The sequence below is a fragment of the Rhodococcus sp. WS1 genome, assembly GCF_003797745.1.
Taxonomy (GTDB): Bacteria; Actinomycetota; Actinomycetes; order Mycobacteriales; family Mycobacteriaceae; genus Rhodococcus_F; species Rhodococcus_F erythropolis.
This window is the reverse complement of the sequence record NZ_RKLZ01000002.1, coordinates 421016-439873: the sequence shown is the minus strand read 5'-3', so window position 1 is coordinate 439873 and position 18858 is coordinate 421016. Positions and strand designations below refer to the sequence as shown.

Here is an 18858-nt window from a genome sequence, read left to right as displayed (position 1 = left end):
GGTCTAGTGTCGAATGTATGTTCGATAATGGATCGACGGGCGGTGTGGGGGCAGTCGTAGATGACGACCGTCCTGTCGTCGATCCACTCGTGCTGCCGGACATGCTCTTTGCAACGGCGCAGAGCGAGAACATGCTGGCCGCACAGAAGGTGCTCGGTGCGTCCATGTTGTCGGAGTCGAGATTCAATGCGGAACTCGACGTGTCCGGTGATGTCGACAAGGCGTGGCGGATCGCGTGCAACGAGATCGCGGTCATGCTCACGTGTTCGCGGCGCACAGCCGAAGTTCACATCGAGATCGGTGACGCCTTGCGCGAGTTCCTTCCGCTCACCAAGGCTGCATTTGCTGCCGGCGAGCTGGACTATGCGCGTGTGCGCAAGATTGTCGACGGACTCACCGGGGCCGCCCCCGAGGCGATCGCAGCACTCGAGCGCCGGGTACTTGCCTCCGCGCACCGTCTTCCGCCCGGGCAACTGGAGCGCGACATTGAACGTCAGCTCTTTGCCTACGATCCGGACGCTGCTGCCGAACGTCGCCGGAAAATGCTGGAACACCGCGATGTTCGCACGCGTGCAGACCGTCACGGACTCGCCCAGTTGCAGGCAACACTCAGCGCGAACGAGGCTGTCGAAGCGCTTGGCCTGATCAACGAGGCCGCCGGAAGCGTCTGCAACCACGATCCACGAAATGCCTCGACGCGCCGGGCCGACGCGCTGGTTGCTCTCCTGCACGGTGAGAACGGGCTGACTTGCCAGTGTGGCAGCGAAACGTGCGAGGCAGTATCCCCAGCAAGTCGATCAACTGCGCCCTCACGTCGGAAGCCGTTGCTGCACATCGTGTGCGATCTGGCGACGCTCCTCGGGTTGACGTCAGATCCCGCGAGCATCGACGGGTACGGGCCAATCGATCCCGACTTTGCTCGCGAGCTTGCCGCCGATTCCACTTGGCAGGCACTGTTTGTCGACTTCCGCTCTCAGGCCGCCGGGAATCGACCGCGTCGGCAACATGCTCCGACTGTCCTGCCGCTTGTCACCCGACGTGATCGCCTGAGTCGCGAACCGAAAGGCTGCGGAGATCGGATTCGGGCGATGCAACGGTTGGTCGCGCGAGCCCCGGACATAGTTCGAAGATCGGATGGGCATGGCGCCCAGCCCGATCCACCTCCCGGCGCGCTGACCTATGCTCCGGGAGCGGCTCTGGCCGCATTGGTGCGGGCCGTCGACGGTCACTGCCGGTTCCCTGGTTGTTCGGTGCCCGCGAGCAGGTGCCAACTCGACCACATCACCGAATTCGATCCTTCCGATCCGAGACGCGGTGGGTGGACCATTGCGAGCAACCTCCAATGCCTGTGTCGTCATCACCATCAGGTGAAGACCTACAGGTTGTGGACGCCGGTGATGCTCGTGGATCGTGCCATTCACTGGACCGACAGCACCAGCGGGTTGACGGCTGTCACGGTTCCGGAGAGGCGCTGACTTCGAAGATGGTCTCCAGACCGTCTTCTTCGTCCCACTGCTCACCGACTTCGTTGAAACCGTACTGGCTGATCAGATTTCGCGATGCGATGTTGTCCGGGCTGATGGTCGCTCGAACGATATGCACTTCGGATTGGCGACTCGCGACGTCGAGAAGTATCTCGAGGGCAGTTCGTGCGTAGCCCAGTCGCCGGAATGCCGGGTCGATGCGATATCCGATCTCCACCATCCCGCGCGCATCGGGGCGACCGTGGAATCCGGCCAACCCCACCGGCGTCGAGGTGCGGGCATCGACGGCGATGCGGGTGATCCACGCGCTGTCGAGTGGGTTCCCGGTTATCTGCGTGCTCCGGTAGCGCCACAAGCCCTGGCATTCTTCGCCGAGGAGATACGGGGTCAGGAGGTTGGGTTCGAGTTCCATTGCGAGAGTAGCGTTGTCTTCACCCAGTGCGTGGAGGGCGAGTGGTGGAACCCGGATCAGTTGAAGTCCACGTCCGTCGAGTGCCCAGGGTAGTTCGGCAACTGTCACAGGTCGGCGATCGGAGTCGACAGAGTTATGTCGACGCCGATGCTCCGAAGATTACCGTCCAGAACCTGCCAGATGGAGCGCCCGAGGAACTCGGCCAATTCCGCACTGGTCACATCGGAACCCGGCTGGCTGAGCCAACGGTTGACGCTGACGTCGACCAATCCGATAACGCCGAAAGCCAAGGGCTCCGCCATCTTCGACGATTTGCCGCGGCTGGCGAGGATCGCACCCAACAGGTTCCCCAATTGCACGGCGATGGCCGTCTTGGTTCCGGTCACCACTTTCGAACCGGTGGCCCGCGTGCTCGGCGAGCCCTTGCCTAAAAAGTGGTGCAGTCGTGGGTATTTCACAATCCACCGGAGGTAGGTCTCGACTGCCCGTGAGATAGCCTCGCCGACCGTACCCTGCGGCGTGAGGGTGGGTGTCAGGTCGGTCATCATCATCTCGAGGATGCGAACTCGCAGCTGCTCGTCGAGGTCGGCTCGATCCTTGAAGATCCGGTAGACAACGGAACGTGGGACGTCGGCGCGCTCGGCGATCTGCTGGACGCCGACGTCGGCGCCACCTTCGTTGACTGCATCGAGTGCTGCGTCGAGGATCCGCGCTTTGCGCTGCTCCTTGTGATCGTTCCAGCGAGTGCTGCGCCCGTCGGGCTGCGCCGACTCGGCTGTTTTTGTCATAAATCGAACGATACTCACCCCGCCATTGACTGGACAAGATGTCTCACATACTTTGGTGGGACAGCGTGTCACACACAGATACCGTTCTCTTCAGGAGTGGCAATGAGTAACAGGGTTTTTGTCGTCGGCGTCGGCATGACGAAGTTCGAGAAGCCGGGAGCCCGCGAGTGGGACTACCCCGACATGGCACGCGAGTCGGGTACCAAGGCGCTCGAAGACGCGGGTATCGACTACACCGAGGTCGAGCAGGCATACGTCGGCTACGTCTACGGCGAGTCCACCGCAGGTCAGCGGGCTGTCTACGAGCTGGGTCTGACGGGCATCCCCATCGTCAACGTCAACAACAACTGTTCGACGGGATCGACCGCGCTCTACCTCGCCACGCAGGCAGTCAAGAGTGGTCAGGCCGACTGCGCACTGGCGCTGGGCTTCGAGAAGATGCAGTCCGGGTCCCTCGGATCCACCTACGACGACCGTGAACAGCCACTCATGCGGCACCTCCTCGCTCTCGCCGAGCTGCAGGAGTTCGCGATGCCGCCCGCTCCGTACATGTTCGGCGCGGCCGGCGTCGAGCACATGGAACGCTTCGGAACCACTGCAGAGCAGTTCGCGAAGATCGCCGTCAAGAACCACAAGCACTCACTGAACAACCCGTACGCGCAGTTCCAGGACGAGTACACCCTCGAGCAGATCCTCGAAGCACGCCAGATCCACGGGCCGCTCACCAAGCTCCAGTGCTCGCCTACCTCGGACGGATCCGGCGCGGCGATCATCGCCAGTGAAGCATTCGTCGAGAAGCACGGGCTTGCCGCTCAGGCGATCGAGATCGTCGGGCAGGCCATGGTCACCGACATGAACAGCACCTTCGAGGACAAGAGCGCCATCAGCCTCGTCGGCGCCGACATGACTCGTAAGGCCGCTGAGAAGGTATACGCGCAGGCCGGGATCACCGCCGACGACGTCGACGTCATCGAACTCCACGACTGCTTCTCCACCAACGAGTTGCTGACCTACGAGGCACTCGGACTGTGCGCCGAAGGTGACGGCGGCAAGCTCGTCGACGCCGACGACACCACCTACGGCGGACGCTGGGTGGTCAACCCGTCCGGCGGCCTCATCTCCAAGGGTCACCCCCTCGGCGCAACCGGCCTTGCCCAGTGCGCCGAACTCACCTGGCAGCTCCGCGGAACCGCCGACAAGCGTCAGGTCGACGGCGCGAAGGTCGCTCTCCAGCACAACATCGGACTCGGCGGCGCAGTTGTCGTGACCGCATACAAGCCCTACGCACGCTGAATCACACCCACAACCCGCTAGCTACCCACTAGGAGTTTCATCATGGCTTCCGTTTCCGTCTCCGCTGTACTGCCCGCATCCCCCGAGAAGACCTGGGATGCGCTCTCCGACCTGTCTCGCTGGGAAGAGTGGCTCACCATTCACCAGGGCTGGAAGAGTGAACTCCCCACCCAGGTTGCGTTGGGCGCCAAGTTCACCGAGGTCGTCTCCGTGATGGGTATGGCAAACAAGATCGAGTGGACCGTCGAAGAGGTCGAGGTTCCGAAGATGGTCAAGATTGCCGGTACCGGAATGGCCGGCGTCACCGTCGAATTCGTTCTCTCGGTCGAGGCCGACGGTGCCGGTTCGAAGGCAACCGTCGACGCCAGCTTCAAGGGCACCATGATCGTCGGGCCGATCGGCAAGGCAGTAGCCAAGAACGCCAAGGCTGATCTCGAGGCCTCGCTGGCCAAGTTCGCCGAGCTGGTCGGGTAACGGCTCAATGACGACACCGAAGACCAACGCGGTCGAATTCGATACGTCCGGGCTGGACGTATGGACCGACCCGGAGCACTTCGAGGTGACAGCCGAGCGCATCGCCGAATATGCCGCTGCCACCAACGATCCCATCGAGCGACATCTGAAGGGCGAGATCGCTCCGCCGGTCTTCGCTGTGGTACCCGTCTTCATGTCGATGGCACCCGCTGCGCTGTCGGTGGCGCCGGTCGAACTGCTGATGAAGCTCGTTCACGGTGAGCAGGACTTCCTGTTCCACCGTCCGATCTACCCCGGTGACCACCTTGTCGCTCGTGCCAAGCCCGTCGGATTCGAGGGCCGGGACAACGGATCCACCGTCGTCATCTACGTCGAAACCAAAACCGACAAGGGTGAATTGGTCAACGAGCAGTGGATGACGGCCTTCTTTCGCAAGGTCGACGCGGGCCCCGGACTTGGCGAGAAGGCTCCCGAACACCGATTCGACGACGCTCTTCGCGCTGGTAGTCCCGCAGCGGTGGTGAACCAGCACATCGACGAGGACCAGACGTTCCGGTACTCACCGGCTTCCGGCGATCCGATGCCGATTCACCTCGACGAGGAGATCGCTCGGATGTCCGGTCTCCCCGGAATCATCAATCACGGGCTGTGCACGATGGCGTTCACGTCGTGGGGAGCCCTGACCGAACTGGCAGGCGGCGAGACCGAGCGGTTGCGCCGTCTCGCAGTGCGATTCGCGAAACCCGTACTCCCGACACAGGACATCGAGACGGTGTTCTACAAGTCGGGTTCGGCAGACGGAGCCACGTCGTACTCGTACGAAACCAGCGCGGTCGGCGACCTCGTGATCAAGGACGGCCTGGCGGTCATCGCCGACAAATGAGTCTTCATGTCCGACAACTGAACTGATGGGAATCTGAACTGATGGGAAGTCTCGACGGTCGCGTAGCGATCATCACCGGAGCAGGACGCGGCATCGGCCGTGAGCATGCGCTGCTCTTCGCTCGTGAGGGTGCGAGCGTCGTGGTCAACGATCTCGGCGGCGCAAACGACGGTTCCGGCGCAGATGCCGGCCCCGCGCAGCAGGTAGTCGACGAGATCGTCGCTGCAGGCGGTAAGGCTGTTGCCAACACCGACAACATCGCCACCTGGGACGGCGCCGAGGGCCTCGTCAAGCAGGCCGTCAGCGAGTTCGGCCGACTCGACGTACTGGTCAACAACGCCGGCATTCTTCGTGACGCCTTCATCGCCGGTATGGACGAGAGCCAGTGGGATGCAGTCATTGCCGTGCACCTCAAGGGTCACGCAGCGACGCTGCACCACGCTGCCGCGTACTGGAAGGACCAGAGCAAGGCAGGCGAGACCGTCAACGCTTCGGTCATCAACACCGCTTCGGCTTCGGGTACCTTCATGCCCAACGCGGGCCAGGGCAACTACGGCGCCGCCAAGGCGGGCATCGCAGCCCTGACTCTGGTGGCCGCTGACGAGCTCGATCGATACGGCGTGCGTGTCAACGCTATTGCGCCGATCGCGCGTACTCGGCTGACGCTGGCGACACCCGGTATGGGCGCGTTGTTCGCCGCCGAGGTCCCCGAGGGTGAGTTCGACGCGTTTGCGCCGTCCAACATCTCCCCGCTGGTGGCCTATCTAGCGGCAGCGGATTGCAAGCTGACCGGCAAGGTGTATGCCGTTCAGGGTGGGGCCATCACGGAACTCGCCGGCTGGCACGGTGTGAACACCATCGAGAGCGAGGGTCCCTGGACCACCGCCGACCTCGCAGAACGTCTGTAAGCGCATGGCACGCAACGCATACGAACTCGGCCTCGGGCTGAGTGAGGAGCACACCGCACTCGCAGATTCGGTGCGGTCATTCGCCGAGCGCACCATCACCACCGAGCAGGTGCGCGCGGCGGTGGAGTCGAGGACCGAGGACAAGTTCCCCGAGTTCTGGACGGCACTGGTCGGGCAAGACCTTCTCGGGCTCGCGGTTCCGGAAGAACAGGGTGGTCACGGCGCCGGTCTGCTGACCTTGGCGGTGGCACTGGAAGCATTGGGCCGCACTGTCTCTCCCGGCCCGTTTGTTCCGACGGTATTGGCAAGCGCCGTTCTCGGTGCCGCCGATTCCAAGGCGGGACCCGAGTTCCTGCCGGGTCTGATCGACGGAAGTCGTACGGCAGCAGTCGCCTTGGGTGCACCGTTGACGGCCGAGTCGTCGGACGGCGGATACAAGATCACGGGCGCACTCGACGGTGTGCTCGGTGGTGAACACGCCGACGTGTTGCTGGTCCCGATCCAGTTGCCCGAGGGTGTCCGCTACGCGGTGCTCGAGAGCAGCGCAGTCGCGATCACCGTGCAGGACAGCATCGACGTGCTGCGCGGCAGTGCGCGGATCGAAGCTGACAATGTTCAGATCAGCGCCGAACGGATACTCGACGGTCTCACCGAGGCGCGGGTACGGTCCATTGCCGCAGTCGTTCTCGGTGCCGAAGACGTCGGCGTCATGTCCTGGTGTGTTTCCACTGCGTCGGAGTACGCCAAGACACGCGTGCAGTTCGGGCGACCCATCGGCCAGTTCCAGGGCGTCAAGCACAAGTGTGCGCAGATGGGCATTGCACTCGAGCAGGCACGCGCCGTTGTGTGGGATGCGGCAAGCGCATTGGACAAGGGCGACGACACGGCAGATTTTGCCGCCGATATCGCCGCAGTCATCGTGCCGGACGCCGCAGTGCAGGTAGCGCAGGATTGTGTGCAGGTCCACGGCGGCATCGGATTCACGTGGGAGCACGACGCCCACCTGTACTACCGGCGCGCGCTCTCGATCCGCGGCATTCTCGGTACCCGCGAGGATCGTGCCAACCGTGTTGCGCAGCAGGCACTTGACGGTGTCAGCCGGGCTTCGGTTCTCGAACTGCCGCCCGAGGCAGAGGAGATCCGCGGCGGCATCGCGGCCGAGCTTGCCAAGTTGGTCGAGCTCGACGAGGACGACCAGCTGATCGCGCTCGGCGACGGTGGCTGGGTTCAGCCTCACCTGCCGAAGCCGTACGGGCGCAGCGCCGCTCCGCTCGAGCAGATCGTCATCTCCCAGGAGATCAAGGCTGCGGGTATCTCGATGCCACAGCTCCTGATGGGCACCTGGGCCGTGCAGGCCGTCGTAGCGCATGGTTCGGACAAGCAGAAGCAGGAATTGGCAATACCGACCCTGCAGGGTGAGCTGGTGTGGTGCCAGCTCTTCAGTGAGCCCGGTGCTGGTTCCGACCTCGCGTCATTGTCCACGAAGGCCGAAAAGGTCGACGGCGGTTGGAAGATCACCGGTCAGAAGATCTGGACCACGGTTGCGCAGTTCTCCGACTGGGCAATGCTGATCGCCCGTACGGACGCCACCAAGCCGAAGCATCAGGGCATCACCTACTTCGTGCTCGATATGTCGACACCGGGCATCACCGTCCGCCCGCTGCGTGAGATGACGGGTTCGGCGTTGTTCAACGAGGTGTTCCTCGACGACGTGTTCATCCCCGACGAGAACGTGGTCGGCGAGGTCAACGACGGCTGGAACGTCGCACGTACGACGCTGGCCGGCGAGCGCGTCGCCCTGAGCCAGAAGATGGAGGCGTACGCCTCGGACTCCGATCTACTGAAGTTCGCGAAGTCAGCAGACCTGAGCCCGATCGGGCGCTACCGCGTCGGCGAGCTGGTTGCCGAGAGTCAGGCGATCGACCTCATCGGCTCCCGCGTTGTGCTCAAGCAACTTTCGGGAATCGACGTGAGTACGACGTCGAGCGTCGGCAAGCTGTTGGCGATGAAGATCAGCCAGTCGATCGCCGAGTTCGTCGTCGCCGAACTGGGTGCTGCCGGAGCGGTCAGCATCCCAGGTCAGCCGAGCGACAAGGCGATGGAGCAGCTCATTTCGGGCCGTGCCACCACCATTTACGGCGGCACAACCGAGGTGCAGCTCAACGTGATCGGTGAGCGCATGCTCGGATTGCCGCGAGACTGAGGGTATTTACCGGTGAGGCTCAGTCCTGGATTCTTCTCCAGGGCTGAGCCTCTTCCAGTTCGAAGGCCAATTCGAGGAGTGTGCGCTCGTCGCCGAGATCGGCGGAGAAATGCGAAGCCAACGGCAAACCGTTGCTGGTCTGGTGCATCGGTAGCGAAATCGCGGGACCACCGGAGATGTTGTTGAGCGGTGTGAACGACGTGTACGCGATCAACTTGTCGAAAAGCTCCTCGAAAGGCTGAGCGGGAGAGAGGTGTCCGAGCTCGGGGGTGGTGTGCCCAAGAGCCGGCGAGAGCACGACGTCGTACTTCAAGAACATGGCGCTGTACTGCTGCTGGAGGCGTCGCAGGCGGTAGAGCACGCGCGGCGTCTTCACCAGGTTCTTCCGGTACAGCGTGTAGAGGCCCTTGGTGAGATTGTCGGTGCCGGACTTGTCGAAGTCGGGCCCGAGCATCTGTTTGCCACCGGTGGAGATGGCAAACGACAAAAAGCCCCAGTAGATGCTGAAGTCGTCGATGAATTCCGGTCCGACTGGCAATGCCGCGTCCTCGACGTGATGGCCAAGGCCGGCAAGGAGTTCAGCCGTAGCTTCGACGGACTTGCGTGTCTCGTCGTCGGTCTTGGTGACCGTCACGGAATCGGTGATCACGCCGACGCGCAGGCGGGTTGAGCTGGGTCCTTCGATCAGGCGAACCGGTGCGAGTCGTGGATTGCGGTAGTAACTTTCGGCCGCTGACATCCATCGTGCGGTGTCACGCACCGTGCGGGTGACGGCGCCCTGAGAGATCAGCCGGATCGGCATCGACTTGTCGGCCGGATCGGCGATGGTACGGCCGCGAGTGGGTTTGAGTCCGACCAGTCCGCAGGCAGCGGCGGGAATGCGAATCGATCCACCACCGTCGTTGGCGTGCGCGATCGGGAGGACTCCGGCAGCAACCAGTGCGGCAGCGCCACCCGAGGAAGCGCCCGACGAGTAGGCCGGGTTCCACGGGTTGTGCACGGGTTCTTCCGTCATGTACTCGGTGGACGCACTGAATCCGAACTCGGGCAGTCGGGTCTTGCCGATCGAAATGGCCCCGGTGGAGAGGAACTGCTTCGCGAAATCGCTGTCAGCCTTGGCGGGGACTGCTGTGAAGGCGGTGCTGCCCTGCTGGGTGGGAAGGCCGGCGCTGTCGGTGTTGTCCTTGATCGCGGTGGGGACGCCGGCGAAGATGCCCGCGGCCGGCCGGTTGCTCCTGGCAAGGGCGCGATCGAAGTCTGTGCAGGCCAAACCGTTCAATTGCCCCTGCACTACCTCGGCGCGCGCGATCGACGCCTCCATGACCTCCCGTCCGGTCACCTCGCCTGATTCGATCCGGGCGGCGACGCCGGTGGCGTCGAGATCGCCCAGGGCGTCATCGGTGAATGCGTGGACGGGGGTGTTGGGGCTCATGGGGATCCTTGTCAGGCGGAGGCACTCAGGTCGTCCGTCCAGCATATTGGACGGACGACCCCTGAGTGGCGCTATCTGTGGATTGCGGTATCAGCTACCGAAGATCGTCACAGCCTGCTCTGCTGCCGTCGGTGCCTGCTGGAACAGGCCCTGAGGGATGAACTGCTGAGGAATGAACTGCTGGGGACCCAACTGCTGGAAGTTCGTGACCATCGGGTGGATGACGTTGTTGAATACATCGTTGAACATGTGTTGTGTCCTTCGGTTACAGCGTTTTTCGAACTTCTGACTCCATCGACACTAAGCACGGTTCGGGTGGGTTTCAACGAAAATCACTGATACACAGTCAAGTTCAAGTTCATTGCCAGCTAGGGGCCAGGAATCGGCGTTTCTTCACAGCTTCGACGCGGTGCCGTGCAGATTCTTGGCTGTCGGGGACGTCTCGACGGATTTTGGATCGGGGTACGTGCCCAGTACGCGATCGGCCGTTCCCGCGGTGGTGACGGTGAACCAGTAGTGCTCGTTCTTGAAGTGATGGTTGCGATGGTTGCGCCAAACCGACCGGTAGAGAGCAGTTTTCGGCTTGTAGTCACTGTGGATGAGGAAATGAGTCCACTCGTAGCCGAGGCCGAGTACGGAAATACAGGTCAGGAAGGTCAGACCGAGTTCGACGCGGGGAAACGCCAGGAGTGCGACGGCAGTCAGGACGGGAATCACGATCAGGAGCGTCTGCCACGGAATGAAGATGAGTGAGATGGTTCGCGGGGCGAAATGGTGCTCCCGATGGCTGCGCGCCAGGCGTGAATCGAGGGTGACGCCGGCAATGGTCCGCGGCTTCCAATGGAGAACGAAGACGTGAATAATCCACTCCACGAAGGGGAATGCGGCAAGCATCACGAGCGGAACAAGGGCGTCGGTGATCTGCCAGTTGCCCAGCGTGAAGCGCGCTGCCGCAGCGACCACCAACATGGTGCCGATCATCCACGGCGTCGGTGACTTGCGGAACGTCCGTGCTGCGTCGGACAGAGTGAGAGGCTTGCTCATGGTTTGAGTCCTTCCAGGAAGGTGAGAGCATCGCCGATTGCCGTCGTACCGGTGTGAAGGAGCTGTGCGGCTGACGCCTCGGCAGTTGACTCGTCGTGTGAAGTGATGGCGGAGGCCAGTTTTCGATACAGGTCGGTCTGGCCGACTTCGGCGACCATGACGGAGGCAAGTGCAGTCATGGCCGGTTCGTATGCAGCGCGCAGGCTGTTGAAGATCAAACGGAAGGCAATGGAATCCGCGCTGTCGACGACGACGTCCCAGAACGCCAGAGCGCGGTCTTGCAGCTCTACCGGATCTTCGGTGGCGCCTAGTTGATCCACGGCCGTGTCGAGTTCTCGGGCAGATTCCGCGGAGATGCGACGGGCGGCCAGCACCGCGATCTGCGGTCCCATCAACTCGCGAGTTTCCAGGACGCTGCGCACCACGGTCAGGTCGGGGACGCCGTCTCGAACCAACAACTGGGGGAGAAGTTCGGGTCCGGCCTGGCGTCGAAAATCTCGCACGGACGTGGACTCGCCCTGGCGGACCTCGACGAGCCCGGCCTGGGCGAGCTTCTGAATTGCCTCGCGGACTGCGGGCCGCGAGACACCGAATGCCTCGGCGAGCTTGCGCTCGCTGGGTAGCGCCTCACCCGCGGCCAACTCTCCGGCCAGCACTTTCACTGAAATCTGGTCGAACACTGCGCCGGAAGCGGAGGTACGTGCAACGGGTTGGAACATGTACCGACCGTAAACGCTAACTGGTGAGAGGTCAAGTGGTATGACCAGTTAGCGTCACTGCAGGTTGCGAGTGGTGTCCGCCAACTTGTTCAGGAAGTCCGTGTAGGTGAGTGCGAATCCCACCTTGTCGTCGTAGTCGAGCGGTGCAACATTGCCGGCGGCCACGGCTGGAACACGATCCCACGCCGGGTTGCCCGGCCAGGAGTCGAGATTCTGGGCGACGACGACATCGGCGTCGGCGAGCACATCCGCATTCTCCCAACCGAATTCGGCGCTGTAGCCGCCGATCGCGGCCGACTGGGCGGCGGTGATCGCGTCGTTGGACAAGATCGTGTAACCGAGTGACGACGCTACGTCGACGGTCAGGTTGTTCGGGGTGTTGAACACGAAGAACTTGTCCTCGATCAGCGATACGAAGGCGATCGTCTTGGTCTGCGCGACGGAACCGACGTCGTCGCGGGCAGTGGCGAGAGCGTCTTCGTACCGCGCCTGTGCTGCCGAGGCGGCGTCGGTCTTGCCCAGTAGTGCCAGTTGCTCGCCCATGAATCCCAGAGGCCCGCCGAGTGATTCGGTCTCCTTGTCGGGCGAGCTGCCGTCCTGGATCACCAGAACCGGTGCGATGTCCTCGAAAGTGAGGTTCTGTGACTTGTAGCTCTCGTACCAGCCGACGGAGATGAGGATCAGGTCCGGGTTGTAGCTCAGCACGTCCTCCTTACTGAGATTGCCGCCCAGATGCCCCGCATCGGCAGGGACCTTGGATGCGAGATGGCTGGACTCGTCGTAATCGAGGGCGACGATCGGGTAATCGGCGAGAAGTGCGAACTCGAGGGACGTCCGGGAGTCGATGACAACCACTCGCTGCGGGTCGGCAGGTATCTGGGCGGAGTACCCCGCGAAGCTGTAGTCGATGGTCTCGGCCGAAGGCGAGGGCTGGTCGTCGGACGAGCTGCACGAGGCGAGCGTGCCGATCAGGATCGCGCCGACCGCGAGCGCGATAGACCTGGCAAAACGGCGGCGGTGGTGCATCTGTGGTGTTCTCCAACGTGTTCGGGCAACATGGTTTGCCTTGCCTAACAAAGCTAACGTGTCACCCGTGCGGGTTTGGTGCCATTCTGATGCGGTTTCATGACAGGTGAGAACGAGCGGAAGTACGCGGCGGGGGTGTGGCCGATGACCTGCCTGAACAGGTCGATGAACGTTCCAGGGTTGGCATACCCGAGGCCGCGGGCCACGGCGACGACAGGTTTGCCTGCGGCAATCTCGATCAATGCAACGCGGACGCGCACCAGAATTCGCCATTGAGTGAGCGTCGTGCCGGTGTCTGCCTGGAAGCGACGCATCAAGGTCCGGCCACTCACGCCGATGGTGCGAGCCCAGTCGGAAGTGGTGCGGTCGTCCGCCGGATCGGCGATGATCTGCTGGGCAATCGAAAGAAGGTCAGGCGTTCTCGGCAACGGAATGTCGAGACTCGCGGCCTGAACGGGATGGATGAGGTCGATTGCCACCTGCTGTAGCCGTAGTCGCTTCAGGTCGGGCATGGCGTTGTTCTCGTTGTGTAACAACACCTCCCGAAGTGCACCGGTCATGGGTATGCCGACTATCGAGTCCCAATCGGTGTCGATTCGATCCGGCGTCAGGTACGTCGCGAAGATGACGGCGCCGTCGTCGGAGCGGACGCGGTGCGCAGTGCCGGCAGGAATCCAGATGCCGAGCATCGGCGGAACCATCCAGAGGTGTTCGGACGCTTCGAGGGTGACGGTCCCACCTGCCGACCAGAGCAGTTCATGTTCGCGGTGGGTATGGAAATCCCAGACGCCAGTTGCCGTGCTCTTGAACCGGATGGTGCTGACGGACCACGGCTCCGCGACGATCCGGTTCGGGGTGGACACCGGCTCGTTCCACGTCGACGGTTCCAGGGTCGGCGCTCCCCACAACATGATGCCGGGGAAGTCCTGTCGCGAAGGCGTCACGAACCAAGAACGTACCGGCTTCCGGCCGTCGACCGAGGGGGTGCGCGTATCGATGGCTCGATCGAAACAGTGGTTGGCCATGACGCTTCACCGTAACGGTGCAGGTGAGAGTAATTTTAGGTAGCCCTAATTCGGATACCGTCAGGAAACCCATGACATCACTTCTCTTGCCTACCGCTGATACCGATGCCGAGTTCGCTCGCATCACCGCAGCACTTACCCGACGCGGTTTCTTCGGGGCTGGTGCCTTGGCGGGGATCGGATTGCTCACGGCCTGTGGAACCAGCTCCAGTGAATCGGCCGAGGGCTCGATGCGCACCATCAACACGGCACTGGGGCAGGTGGAGGTTCCCACCAACCCGCAGCGAGTGGTCAGCGCCGATTACTACACGGGCCCCGCGATGTTCGACGCCGGATTCACGCCCGTCGGATTGCCGGTGGACTACGAGAACGCCGACGGTGTCCCGGAACCGTATGCGTCTGCCCTGCGGTCTCTTCCGAAGGTGGGACGCTGGTACGAGCCCAACGCCGAGGCGATAGCGGCTTTGTCTCCCGACTTGATCGTGATGACCAACCTCCTTTCGGAGAACAACCCGGATCTTTACGAGCAGATCCGGTCGATTGCACCGACCGCAGTTTTTGCCGAAGACGGCCAGTACGCGTGGAAGGAGCGCGCCCTCGGGGTCGCGGACGCACTCAACCAGAGTGCGAAGGTTCAAGAGTTGGCAGACCGGTACGAGGCGCGGATCGCGAAGTTCCGCAGCGACAATGCTGACGTGTTGAGCAAGGTGAAGGTCGTCTACACCACGTACTTCGAGGAGAGTGGTTTCTCGCTGTACTCGCCGACCAAGTATCAGACGACGGTCATCAGCGAGGCCGGGTTCCAGTTCAACGACCGCTCACTCGCAATTCCTGCCGGCAGCAACGAGTGGTTCCCGAAGGAGCAGTTGGAGCTACTCGACGAAGCCGACGTCATCATCACCAACAGTGGCAAGGGCCCCATCAACGAGAAGTTGGCGAACGACACCATCTTCCAGCGTCTGCGCGCCGTCAAGAACGATCAGGTGTACTCGTTCGACTACGAGGGCGTCGCGTCGTTCGGTTGGGCCCTGACGTTCCTCGAGCAGTTCCAGCCGATTGCTGAGGAGATCAGAGCCAAGCTCTGATCTCCTCAGCAATCAAGAGGAAGCCGGCGCCACCACGTCCAGCCTCGGTTGATGCTGGTCGGTGTATGCCCACGGGCGGATCTTCTCCAGTGCTTTGCCGATCCGGAACACGGTCGGTTCGTCGTACGTATGGCCGACGATCTGGACGCCCGTGGGAACGCCGTTGTGTGCGTGTCCACTGGGCACCGCTAGTACGGGGCACCGATTGGCGACGTTGAACGGCAACGTGAGAAGTGCTTCGGCGGTGGTGTTCACGTGCTGGCCCGCAACCGTGAGGCCGTCGAGCAAAGACTCGCCTGCCGGGAAGGCGATGGTGCCCGAAGTCGGGCAGATCAGCGCATCGAATGGAGCCATCGCCTCGGCGAGCTCTCGTTGCATCTGGGTTTCTTTGCGAAGGCCGTCCAGAAATGACATTTCTGCAGCGCCCTTCGACGTGATCGCGACGTTGTCGAGCGTGTAGTCGGCAAGAAGATCACCGTGGACGCGAGCAACTTCCGCGACGGATGCACCCATGATCGTTCCGAAATGGACTTTCACCGCTGCTGCCATCGAATCACGAGTCCACGGCAACTCGATCTCCTCGACGATCGCGCCGGCATCGACCAACGACTGTGCGAGAGCCCGGGTGTTCGCCTCGATGTCAGGCTCGATCGGGAAGTCGCCGAGCCGCACGCACAGGGCAATGCGCATTCCCTCGACCGACGGGTACTCGTGTGGCAGCGTGATCGCCGGCCTGAGGGAAGAATGGTCACGCGGATCCGGCCCGATCAGAACGTTGGCCAAAAGAATTGCGTCGTCGACAGTTCGGGCCATCGGACCGTCGCCACGGTAGGAATCCATGGACAGCGGGGCGACCCCGGGAATGCGGCCGTACGACGCTTTGAGCCCGACGGTGCCGGTGAAGCCTGCCGGGCCCCGCGTCGACCCGCCGATATCGGATGCTGTTGCCAGAGTAGTAGTTCCGGCAGCGAGGGCGGCGCCCGCGCCTCCGGATGAACCGCCGGGACTGTAATCGAGGTTCCAGGGATTGCGAGTCACGCCCCACAGTGGAGAGTGCGTGAACGCCGCAACACAGAACTCCGGCGTCGTGGTGCGTGCGTGAATCAAGCCGCCTGCTGCCAGAACTCGATCGATCACCGGTGCGTTCTCGCGGGCGATGTTTCCGCGTGCCGCCAGCGAACCTTCGGTCAGAGACTTTCCGGCAATAGCGTGTTTTTCCTTGGCAGCTACCGGAATTCCCTCGAGCGGCCGCGGATCGGGTCCGTGGCCGAGATATCGGCTCTCAGCTTCCCGAGCGCCGGTCAGTGCCTCCTCGAACATCTCTTCGGTGAAGGCATTGATGTGAGGTTCGAACTTCTGGGTTCGGTCGACGACTGCTTGTAGCAGCTCGACCGGAGACAATTCTCGCGTGCGAAAGTGTGCAATAGCTTCGGTGGCGCTGAGGTAATGCAGGTCGTCTGACATGGCGTTATCTCCCTGGAGAAGTATGTGTAGGAATCACGCGCTTCGCGCAAGGGCGCCCAGTGCGGCCGCAGTCATAGCCGTGACACCTTCGGGTAGTGCCGCGGCCGGATCCGGCGCGAAGCGCGGTGAGTGATTCGAGGGTGTGCCGGGAGGAATCCGTCCCTCGGCGAGTGCGGCGAGAGCCCTTTCGTCGAAACTCCGAAGCGTCGTCCCGCCGAAATGCCAGAATACGGAGGGGCATTGGGCAGCAGTGCCGAAGACTCCGAAGTCCTCACTGCCTGAAAGCGGTTGCGGCAGGGTGTGCATTCCCAATCCTGCCCGGCGTAGGTCGGTCATCACCGTGGACGTTGCGTCCGGAGTGTTGACCGTGGCCGGAAAGCCGTTGTACGCATGAACGTCCGGCGCTTCGGTGGCGCCTGCTCCGTCCGCTTCTGCGCGAGCGATCCGGCCTACAGATTCGAGCATGTGTTCTCGCGACGATGCACTGAAAGTTCGCAGACTGAGTAGTAGTTCGGCGTCGTCGGCAATGATGTTCGCAGCTGTGCCGGCGTGCAATGCTCCCACCGTGAGCACAGGTGCTGTCGGGGTTGCCGCTTCATGAGCGACCAGACTTTGAATGCGCAGCGCGAAAGATGCTGCCATCAACAAGGGGTCGATGCACGCGTACGGCGAGGACGCATGTCCACCACGGCCGTGAAAAACCACTCGAATCGTGTCGGATGCTGCCATCAAGATGTCGGGTTTGCTGACCAGCATCCCAGCCGGAGTCGGGCCCACGTGTTGTCCCAGGCAGAGGTCCGGTCGCGGGAAGCGGTCGAAGATTCCGTCGTCGACCATCGCACGTGCGCCGGACCCGGTCTCCTCGGCAGGCTGGAAGACCGCGACAACAGTGCCGGTGATCGACGTCGGATCCGCGGAAAGTGCTGCGCACGTGGCAAGTAGCGCGGTTACGTGGACGTCGTGGCCACACGCATGCATGACGCCATCCGTCTTGGAGGCGTATGACAGCCCGGTGTCTTCTGCGACCGGCAACGCGTCCATGTCGGCGCGTAGCAGGATCACCGGCCCGCTGCTTCCTTGGAGAACACCGACGACACCCGTGCCGCCGACTCCGATCGTGACGTCCCAGCCGCCGATCCGCCGAAGCTCTTCGGCAACAAGTGCGGCAGTGCGAGTTTCGTTGCCGGACAACTCGGGGTGTGCGTGCAGGTCCCGGTACAGATCGAACCAGTGCGGCTCGACGGTTCGCAACCGCGACGGGTCTCCGAATTCAAGATTCGAAAGCAGTTGGTTCATGGTCGATCTTCTTTCGGTTGGTGATGATCAGTTGGCGGTTTTCAGTTGCACCAGGTTCAGCATCTTTTCTCGGGTCTGCGGCGCTGCCATTACCGCGATGATCGCCACGACGGGCCCGAGCGCGAGCGATACGAACGCCGCTGACCAGGAGAGATGGTCCACGATGAATCCGAACACCAGCGGCGCGACAATCCCGGCGACCATGCCGCCGAAAATGATCATCGACGAGGCGGCTCCGACCACCGAAGAAGGCAGGCTACGAAGTGGGAGTGCAAAACACGGCATGAAAGCGAAAGAGGCAGCGGCAGATCCGAGGGTGACGAGAACGACGAACAAGGCCGTGTTGGAGGCGAAAGGAACTGAAACGAGCATCACGATGCACGCGAGCATGGACGGCACTACGACGATGCGGCTGTTGCCTGCCAGTCGATCCGAGATTCGGCCGCCGATGACGGTGGTCACGGCGGCCACCACGGTTGCCGGGATGAGAAGGAGGCTCGCACTCGAGAGGGCGATTCCACGTTCGTCATGGAGGTAGGACGGAACCCAGGACGACATCCCCCAGATCACGAAGTCGTAGCCGAAGAACATCAAGGCGAAGAGCCACATCGCGCGGGAGCGAAGTACGGTGCGCATGTTGTCCCAGGAGGAATCCGGACCGTGGTCGATCTCCGCCGGAAGTGCGGGCGGGAGCCACAACTTGATGCTGACGAGCGAGAGTACGCCGAGCGCCGCGACGGCCAGAAACATCCCACGCCAGCCGATCAACGGGAGAAGCGCTGCCGCAACGACAATGGCGAGAAGCGTACCGACGGCGTTGGAACTGTTCATCCATCCGGTTGCGGTGGCACGTTGCTCCGGGATGCTGCGTTCGGCAACCAGCTTTACTGCGGCTGCCGGAAACACGCCCTGTGCGAGACCGAAGAGAAAGCGAACAACCAGAAGCGTCCCGAACGACCACGCAAGGGCGGTGAGGCCGGTGAAGACACTCCACGCCACCAACCCGATCAGAGCCATCCGGACTGCGCCGTATCGATCGGCGAGCAGTCCACCAGGCAGTTGGGCCAGTGTGTATGCAATGAAGAACGTGGAGATGATCAATCCACGCTGGGAGTAGTCGAGATCGAACTCCTCACCGAGCAAAGGGAGGGCGAGGTTGATCGCCAGCCGGTCTATGTAGTCGATCGCGTAGGCGACGAACAGCAGCGCGACCGTGACTTTGGTGGAGCGAAGCACTGGGCCTCCAAGTGGTGAACCTGTGAAGTGATTCACATATCTTTGGCAAACAGGCAGGGATCACCGGTCAGAATGCAGTAATCCAG

At 62.5% G+C, this 18858-nt stretch carries 18 protein-coding genes; 7 read left to right on the top strand and 11 right to left on the bottom strand.

What is annotated here, in order from left to right:
• Positions 1 to 17: 17 nt before the first annotated feature.
• Positions 18 to 1475 (top strand): HNH endonuclease signature motif containing protein, encoded by a 1458-nt coding sequence (locus EEB12_RS14560; protein WP_141487994.1) that lies wholly within the window; start codon positions 18 to 20, stop codon positions 1473 to 1475.
• Here the strand turns inward: EEB12_RS14560 and EEB12_RS14555 are convergent.
• Complete coding sequence (locus EEB12_RS14555) at positions 1453 to 2004, bottom strand: GNAT family N-acetyltransferase (protein ID WP_141487993.1); 552 nt, start codon at positions 2002 to 2004, stop codon at positions 1453 to 1455. The two genes, EEB12_RS14560 and EEB12_RS14555, sit on opposite strands and share 23 nt — an antisense overlap.
• On the bottom strand, positions 2001 to 2684 hold the full coding sequence (locus EEB12_RS14550; RefSeq protein ID WP_141487992.1) for a TetR/AcrR family transcriptional regulator: 684 nt from the start codon (positions 2682 to 2684) through the stop codon (positions 2001 to 2003). Before EEB12_RS14550 ends, EEB12_RS14555 begins: the two co-directional genes overlap by 4 nt.
• A 102-nt stretch (positions 2685 to 2786) precedes the next feature.
• Between EEB12_RS14550 and EEB12_RS14545 the strand changes: the two genes are divergently transcribed.
• From EEB12_RS14545 to EEB12_RS14525, 5 genes are read left to right on the top strand one after another with little or no spacing between them, the layout of a single operon-like run.
• Complete coding sequence (locus EEB12_RS14545) at positions 2787 to 3977, top strand: lipid-transfer protein (protein WP_007735955.1); 1191 nt, start codon at positions 2787 to 2789, stop codon at positions 3975 to 3977.
• A 42-nt stretch (positions 3978 to 4019) separates the two neighbouring features.
• Complete coding sequence (locus EEB12_RS14540) at positions 4020 to 4451, top strand: SRPBCC family protein (RefSeq protein WP_019746343.1); 432 nt, start codon at positions 4020 to 4022, stop codon at positions 4449 to 4451.
• 7 nt (positions 4452 to 4458) lie between these two features.
• Positions 4459 to 5334 carry a MaoC/PaaZ C-terminal domain-containing protein gene (locus EEB12_RS14535; protein WP_141487991.1) on the top strand — a complete coding sequence of 292 codons (876 nt, stop codon included), beginning with the start codon at positions 4459 to 4461 and terminating at the stop codon, positions 5332 to 5334.
• Between the two features lie 41 nt (positions 5335 to 5375).
• The gene (locus EEB12_RS14530) at positions 5376 to 6242 is read left to right on the top strand and encodes an SDR family oxidoreductase (RefSeq protein ID WP_007735961.1); all 867 of its coding nucleotides are present in this window, start codon (positions 5376 to 5378) and stop codon (positions 6240 to 6242) included.
• 4 nt (positions 6243 to 6246) lie between these two features.
• Positions 6247 to 8445, top strand: coding sequence for an acyl-CoA dehydrogenase (locus tag EEB12_RS14525; RefSeq protein ID WP_092765635.1), 2199 nt, complete (start codon positions 6247 to 6249; stop codon positions 8443 to 8445).
• 19 nt (positions 8446 to 8464) lie between these two features.
• On the opposite strand, the gene EEB12_RS14520 is transcribed toward EEB12_RS14525, so the two are convergent.
• The 6 genes from EEB12_RS14520 to EEB12_RS14500 all read right to left on the bottom strand — a co-directional run bounded on the left by EEB12_RS14520 (position 8465) and on the right by EEB12_RS14500 (position 13610).
• A complete protein-coding gene (locus EEB12_RS14520) occupies positions 8465 to 9877 on the bottom strand; it encodes an amidase (protein WP_141487990.1) in 1413 nt (470 codons plus the stop codon).
• A 90-nt stretch (positions 9878 to 9967) separates the two neighbouring features.
• Complete coding sequence (locus tag EEB12_RS30510; RefSeq protein WP_181447567.1) at positions 9968 to 10126, bottom strand: hypothetical protein; 159 nt, start codon at positions 10124 to 10126, stop codon at positions 9968 to 9970.
• Between the two features lie 144 nt (positions 10127 to 10270).
• Complete coding sequence (locus EEB12_RS14515; RefSeq protein ID WP_141487989.1) at positions 10271 to 10921, bottom strand: sterol desaturase family protein; 651 nt, start codon at positions 10919 to 10921, stop codon at positions 10271 to 10273.
• Positions 10918 to 11640 (bottom strand): FadR/GntR family transcriptional regulator, encoded by a 723-nt coding sequence (locus tag EEB12_RS14510; protein WP_019746349.1) that lies wholly within the window; start codon positions 11638 to 11640, stop codon positions 10918 to 10920. Before EEB12_RS14510 ends, EEB12_RS14515 begins: the two co-directional genes overlap by 4 nt.
• A gap of 54 nt (positions 11641 to 11694) precedes the next feature.
• The gene (locus EEB12_RS14505) at positions 11695 to 12666 is read right to left on the bottom strand and encodes an ABC transporter substrate-binding protein (protein ID WP_141487988.1); all 972 of its coding nucleotides are present in this window, start codon (positions 12664 to 12666) and stop codon (positions 11695 to 11697) included.
• A 53-nt stretch (positions 12667 to 12719) separates the two neighbouring features.
• Positions 12720 to 13610, bottom strand: coding sequence for a helix-turn-helix domain-containing protein (locus tag EEB12_RS14500; RefSeq protein ID WP_198538398.1), 891 nt, complete (start codon positions 13608 to 13610; stop codon positions 12720 to 12722).
• A gap of 152 nt (positions 13611 to 13762) precedes the next feature.
• On the opposite strand from EEB12_RS14500, the gene EEB12_RS14495 reads away from it, so the two are divergent.
• Positions 13763 to 14776: an ABC transporter substrate-binding protein gene (locus EEB12_RS14495; RefSeq protein WP_141487987.1), complete on the top strand. Its 1014-nt coding sequence runs from the start codon at positions 13763 to 13765 to the stop codon at positions 14774 to 14776.
• 12 nt (positions 14777 to 14788) lie between these two features.
• Here the strand turns inward: EEB12_RS14495 and EEB12_RS14490 are convergent, their stop codons facing one another.
• The 3 genes from EEB12_RS14490 to EEB12_RS14480 are packed head-to-tail and all read right to left on the bottom strand — an operon-like array spanning position 14789 to position 18772.
• Positions 14789 to 16240, bottom strand: coding sequence for an amidase (locus EEB12_RS14490; RefSeq protein ID WP_021332692.1), 1452 nt, complete (start codon positions 16238 to 16240; stop codon positions 14789 to 14791).
• A gap of 33 nt (positions 16241 to 16273) precedes the next feature.
• Positions 16274 to 17536, bottom strand: a complete 1263-nt coding sequence (locus tag EEB12_RS14485) for an amidohydrolase (protein ID WP_141487986.1) — start codon at positions 17534 to 17536, stop codon at positions 16274 to 16276.
• Positions 17537 to 17563: 27 nt separating this feature from the next.
• Positions 17564 to 18772: an MFS transporter gene (locus EEB12_RS14480; protein WP_020968083.1), complete on the bottom strand. Its 1209-nt coding sequence runs from the start codon at positions 18770 to 18772 to the stop codon at positions 17564 to 17566.
• Positions 18773 to 18858: the final 86 nt, after the last annotated feature.

Bases quoted from the DNA above. Each gene is read 5' to 3' on its own strand.
- EEB12_RS14560 (WP_141487994.1), top strand. From the start codon at position 18: ATGTTCGATAATGGATCGACGGGCGGTGTGGGGGCAGTCGTAGATGAC.
- EEB12_RS14550 (WP_141487992.1), bottom strand. From the start codon at position 2,684: ATGACAAAAACAGCCGAGTCGGCGCAGCCCGACGGGCGCAGCACTCGC.
- EEB12_RS14545 (WP_007735955.1), top strand. From the start codon at position 2,787: ATGAGTAACAGGGTTTTTGTCGTCGGCGTCGGCATGACGAAGTTCGAG.
- EEB12_RS14540 (WP_019746343.1), top strand. From the start codon at position 4,020: ATGGCTTCCGTTTCCGTCTCCGCTGTACTGCCCGCATCCCCCGAGAAG.
- EEB12_RS14535 (WP_141487991.1), top strand. From the start codon at position 4,459: ATGACGACACCGAAGACCAACGCGGTCGAATTCGATACGTCCGGGCTG.
- EEB12_RS14530 (WP_007735961.1), top strand. From the start codon at position 5,376: ATGGGAAGTCTCGACGGTCGCGTAGCGATCATCACCGGAGCAGGACGC.
- EEB12_RS14525 (WP_092765635.1), top strand. From the start codon at position 6,247: ATGGCACGCAACGCATACGAACTCGGCCTCGGGCTGAGTGAGGAGCAC.
- EEB12_RS14520 (WP_141487990.1), bottom strand. From the start codon at position 9,877: ATGAGCCCCAACACCCCCGTCCACGCATTCACCGATGACGCCCTGGGC.
- EEB12_RS30510 (WP_181447567.1), bottom strand. From the start codon at position 10,126: ATGTTCAACGATGTATTCAACAACGTCATCCACCCGATGGTCACGAAC.
- EEB12_RS14515 (WP_141487989.1), bottom strand. From the start codon at position 10,921: ATGAGCAAGCCTCTCACTCTGTCCGACGCAGCACGGACGTTCCGCAAG.
- EEB12_RS14510 (WP_019746349.1), bottom strand. From the start codon at position 11,640: ATGTTCCAACCCGTTGCACGTACCTCCGCTTCCGGCGCAGTGTTCGAC.
- EEB12_RS14505 (WP_141487988.1), bottom strand. From the start codon at position 12,666: ATGCACCACCGCCGCCGTTTTGCCAGGTCTATCGCGCTCGCGGTCGGC.
- EEB12_RS14495 (WP_141487987.1), top strand. From the start codon at position 13,763: ATGACATCACTTCTCTTGCCTACCGCTGATACCGATGCCGAGTTCGCT.
- EEB12_RS14490 (WP_021332692.1), bottom strand. From the start codon at position 16,240: ATGTCAGACGACCTGCATTACCTCAGCGCCACCGAAGCTATTGCACAC.
- EEB12_RS14485 (WP_141487986.1), bottom strand. From the start codon at position 17,536: ATGAACCAACTGCTTTCGAATCTTGAATTCGGAGACCCGTCGCGGTTG.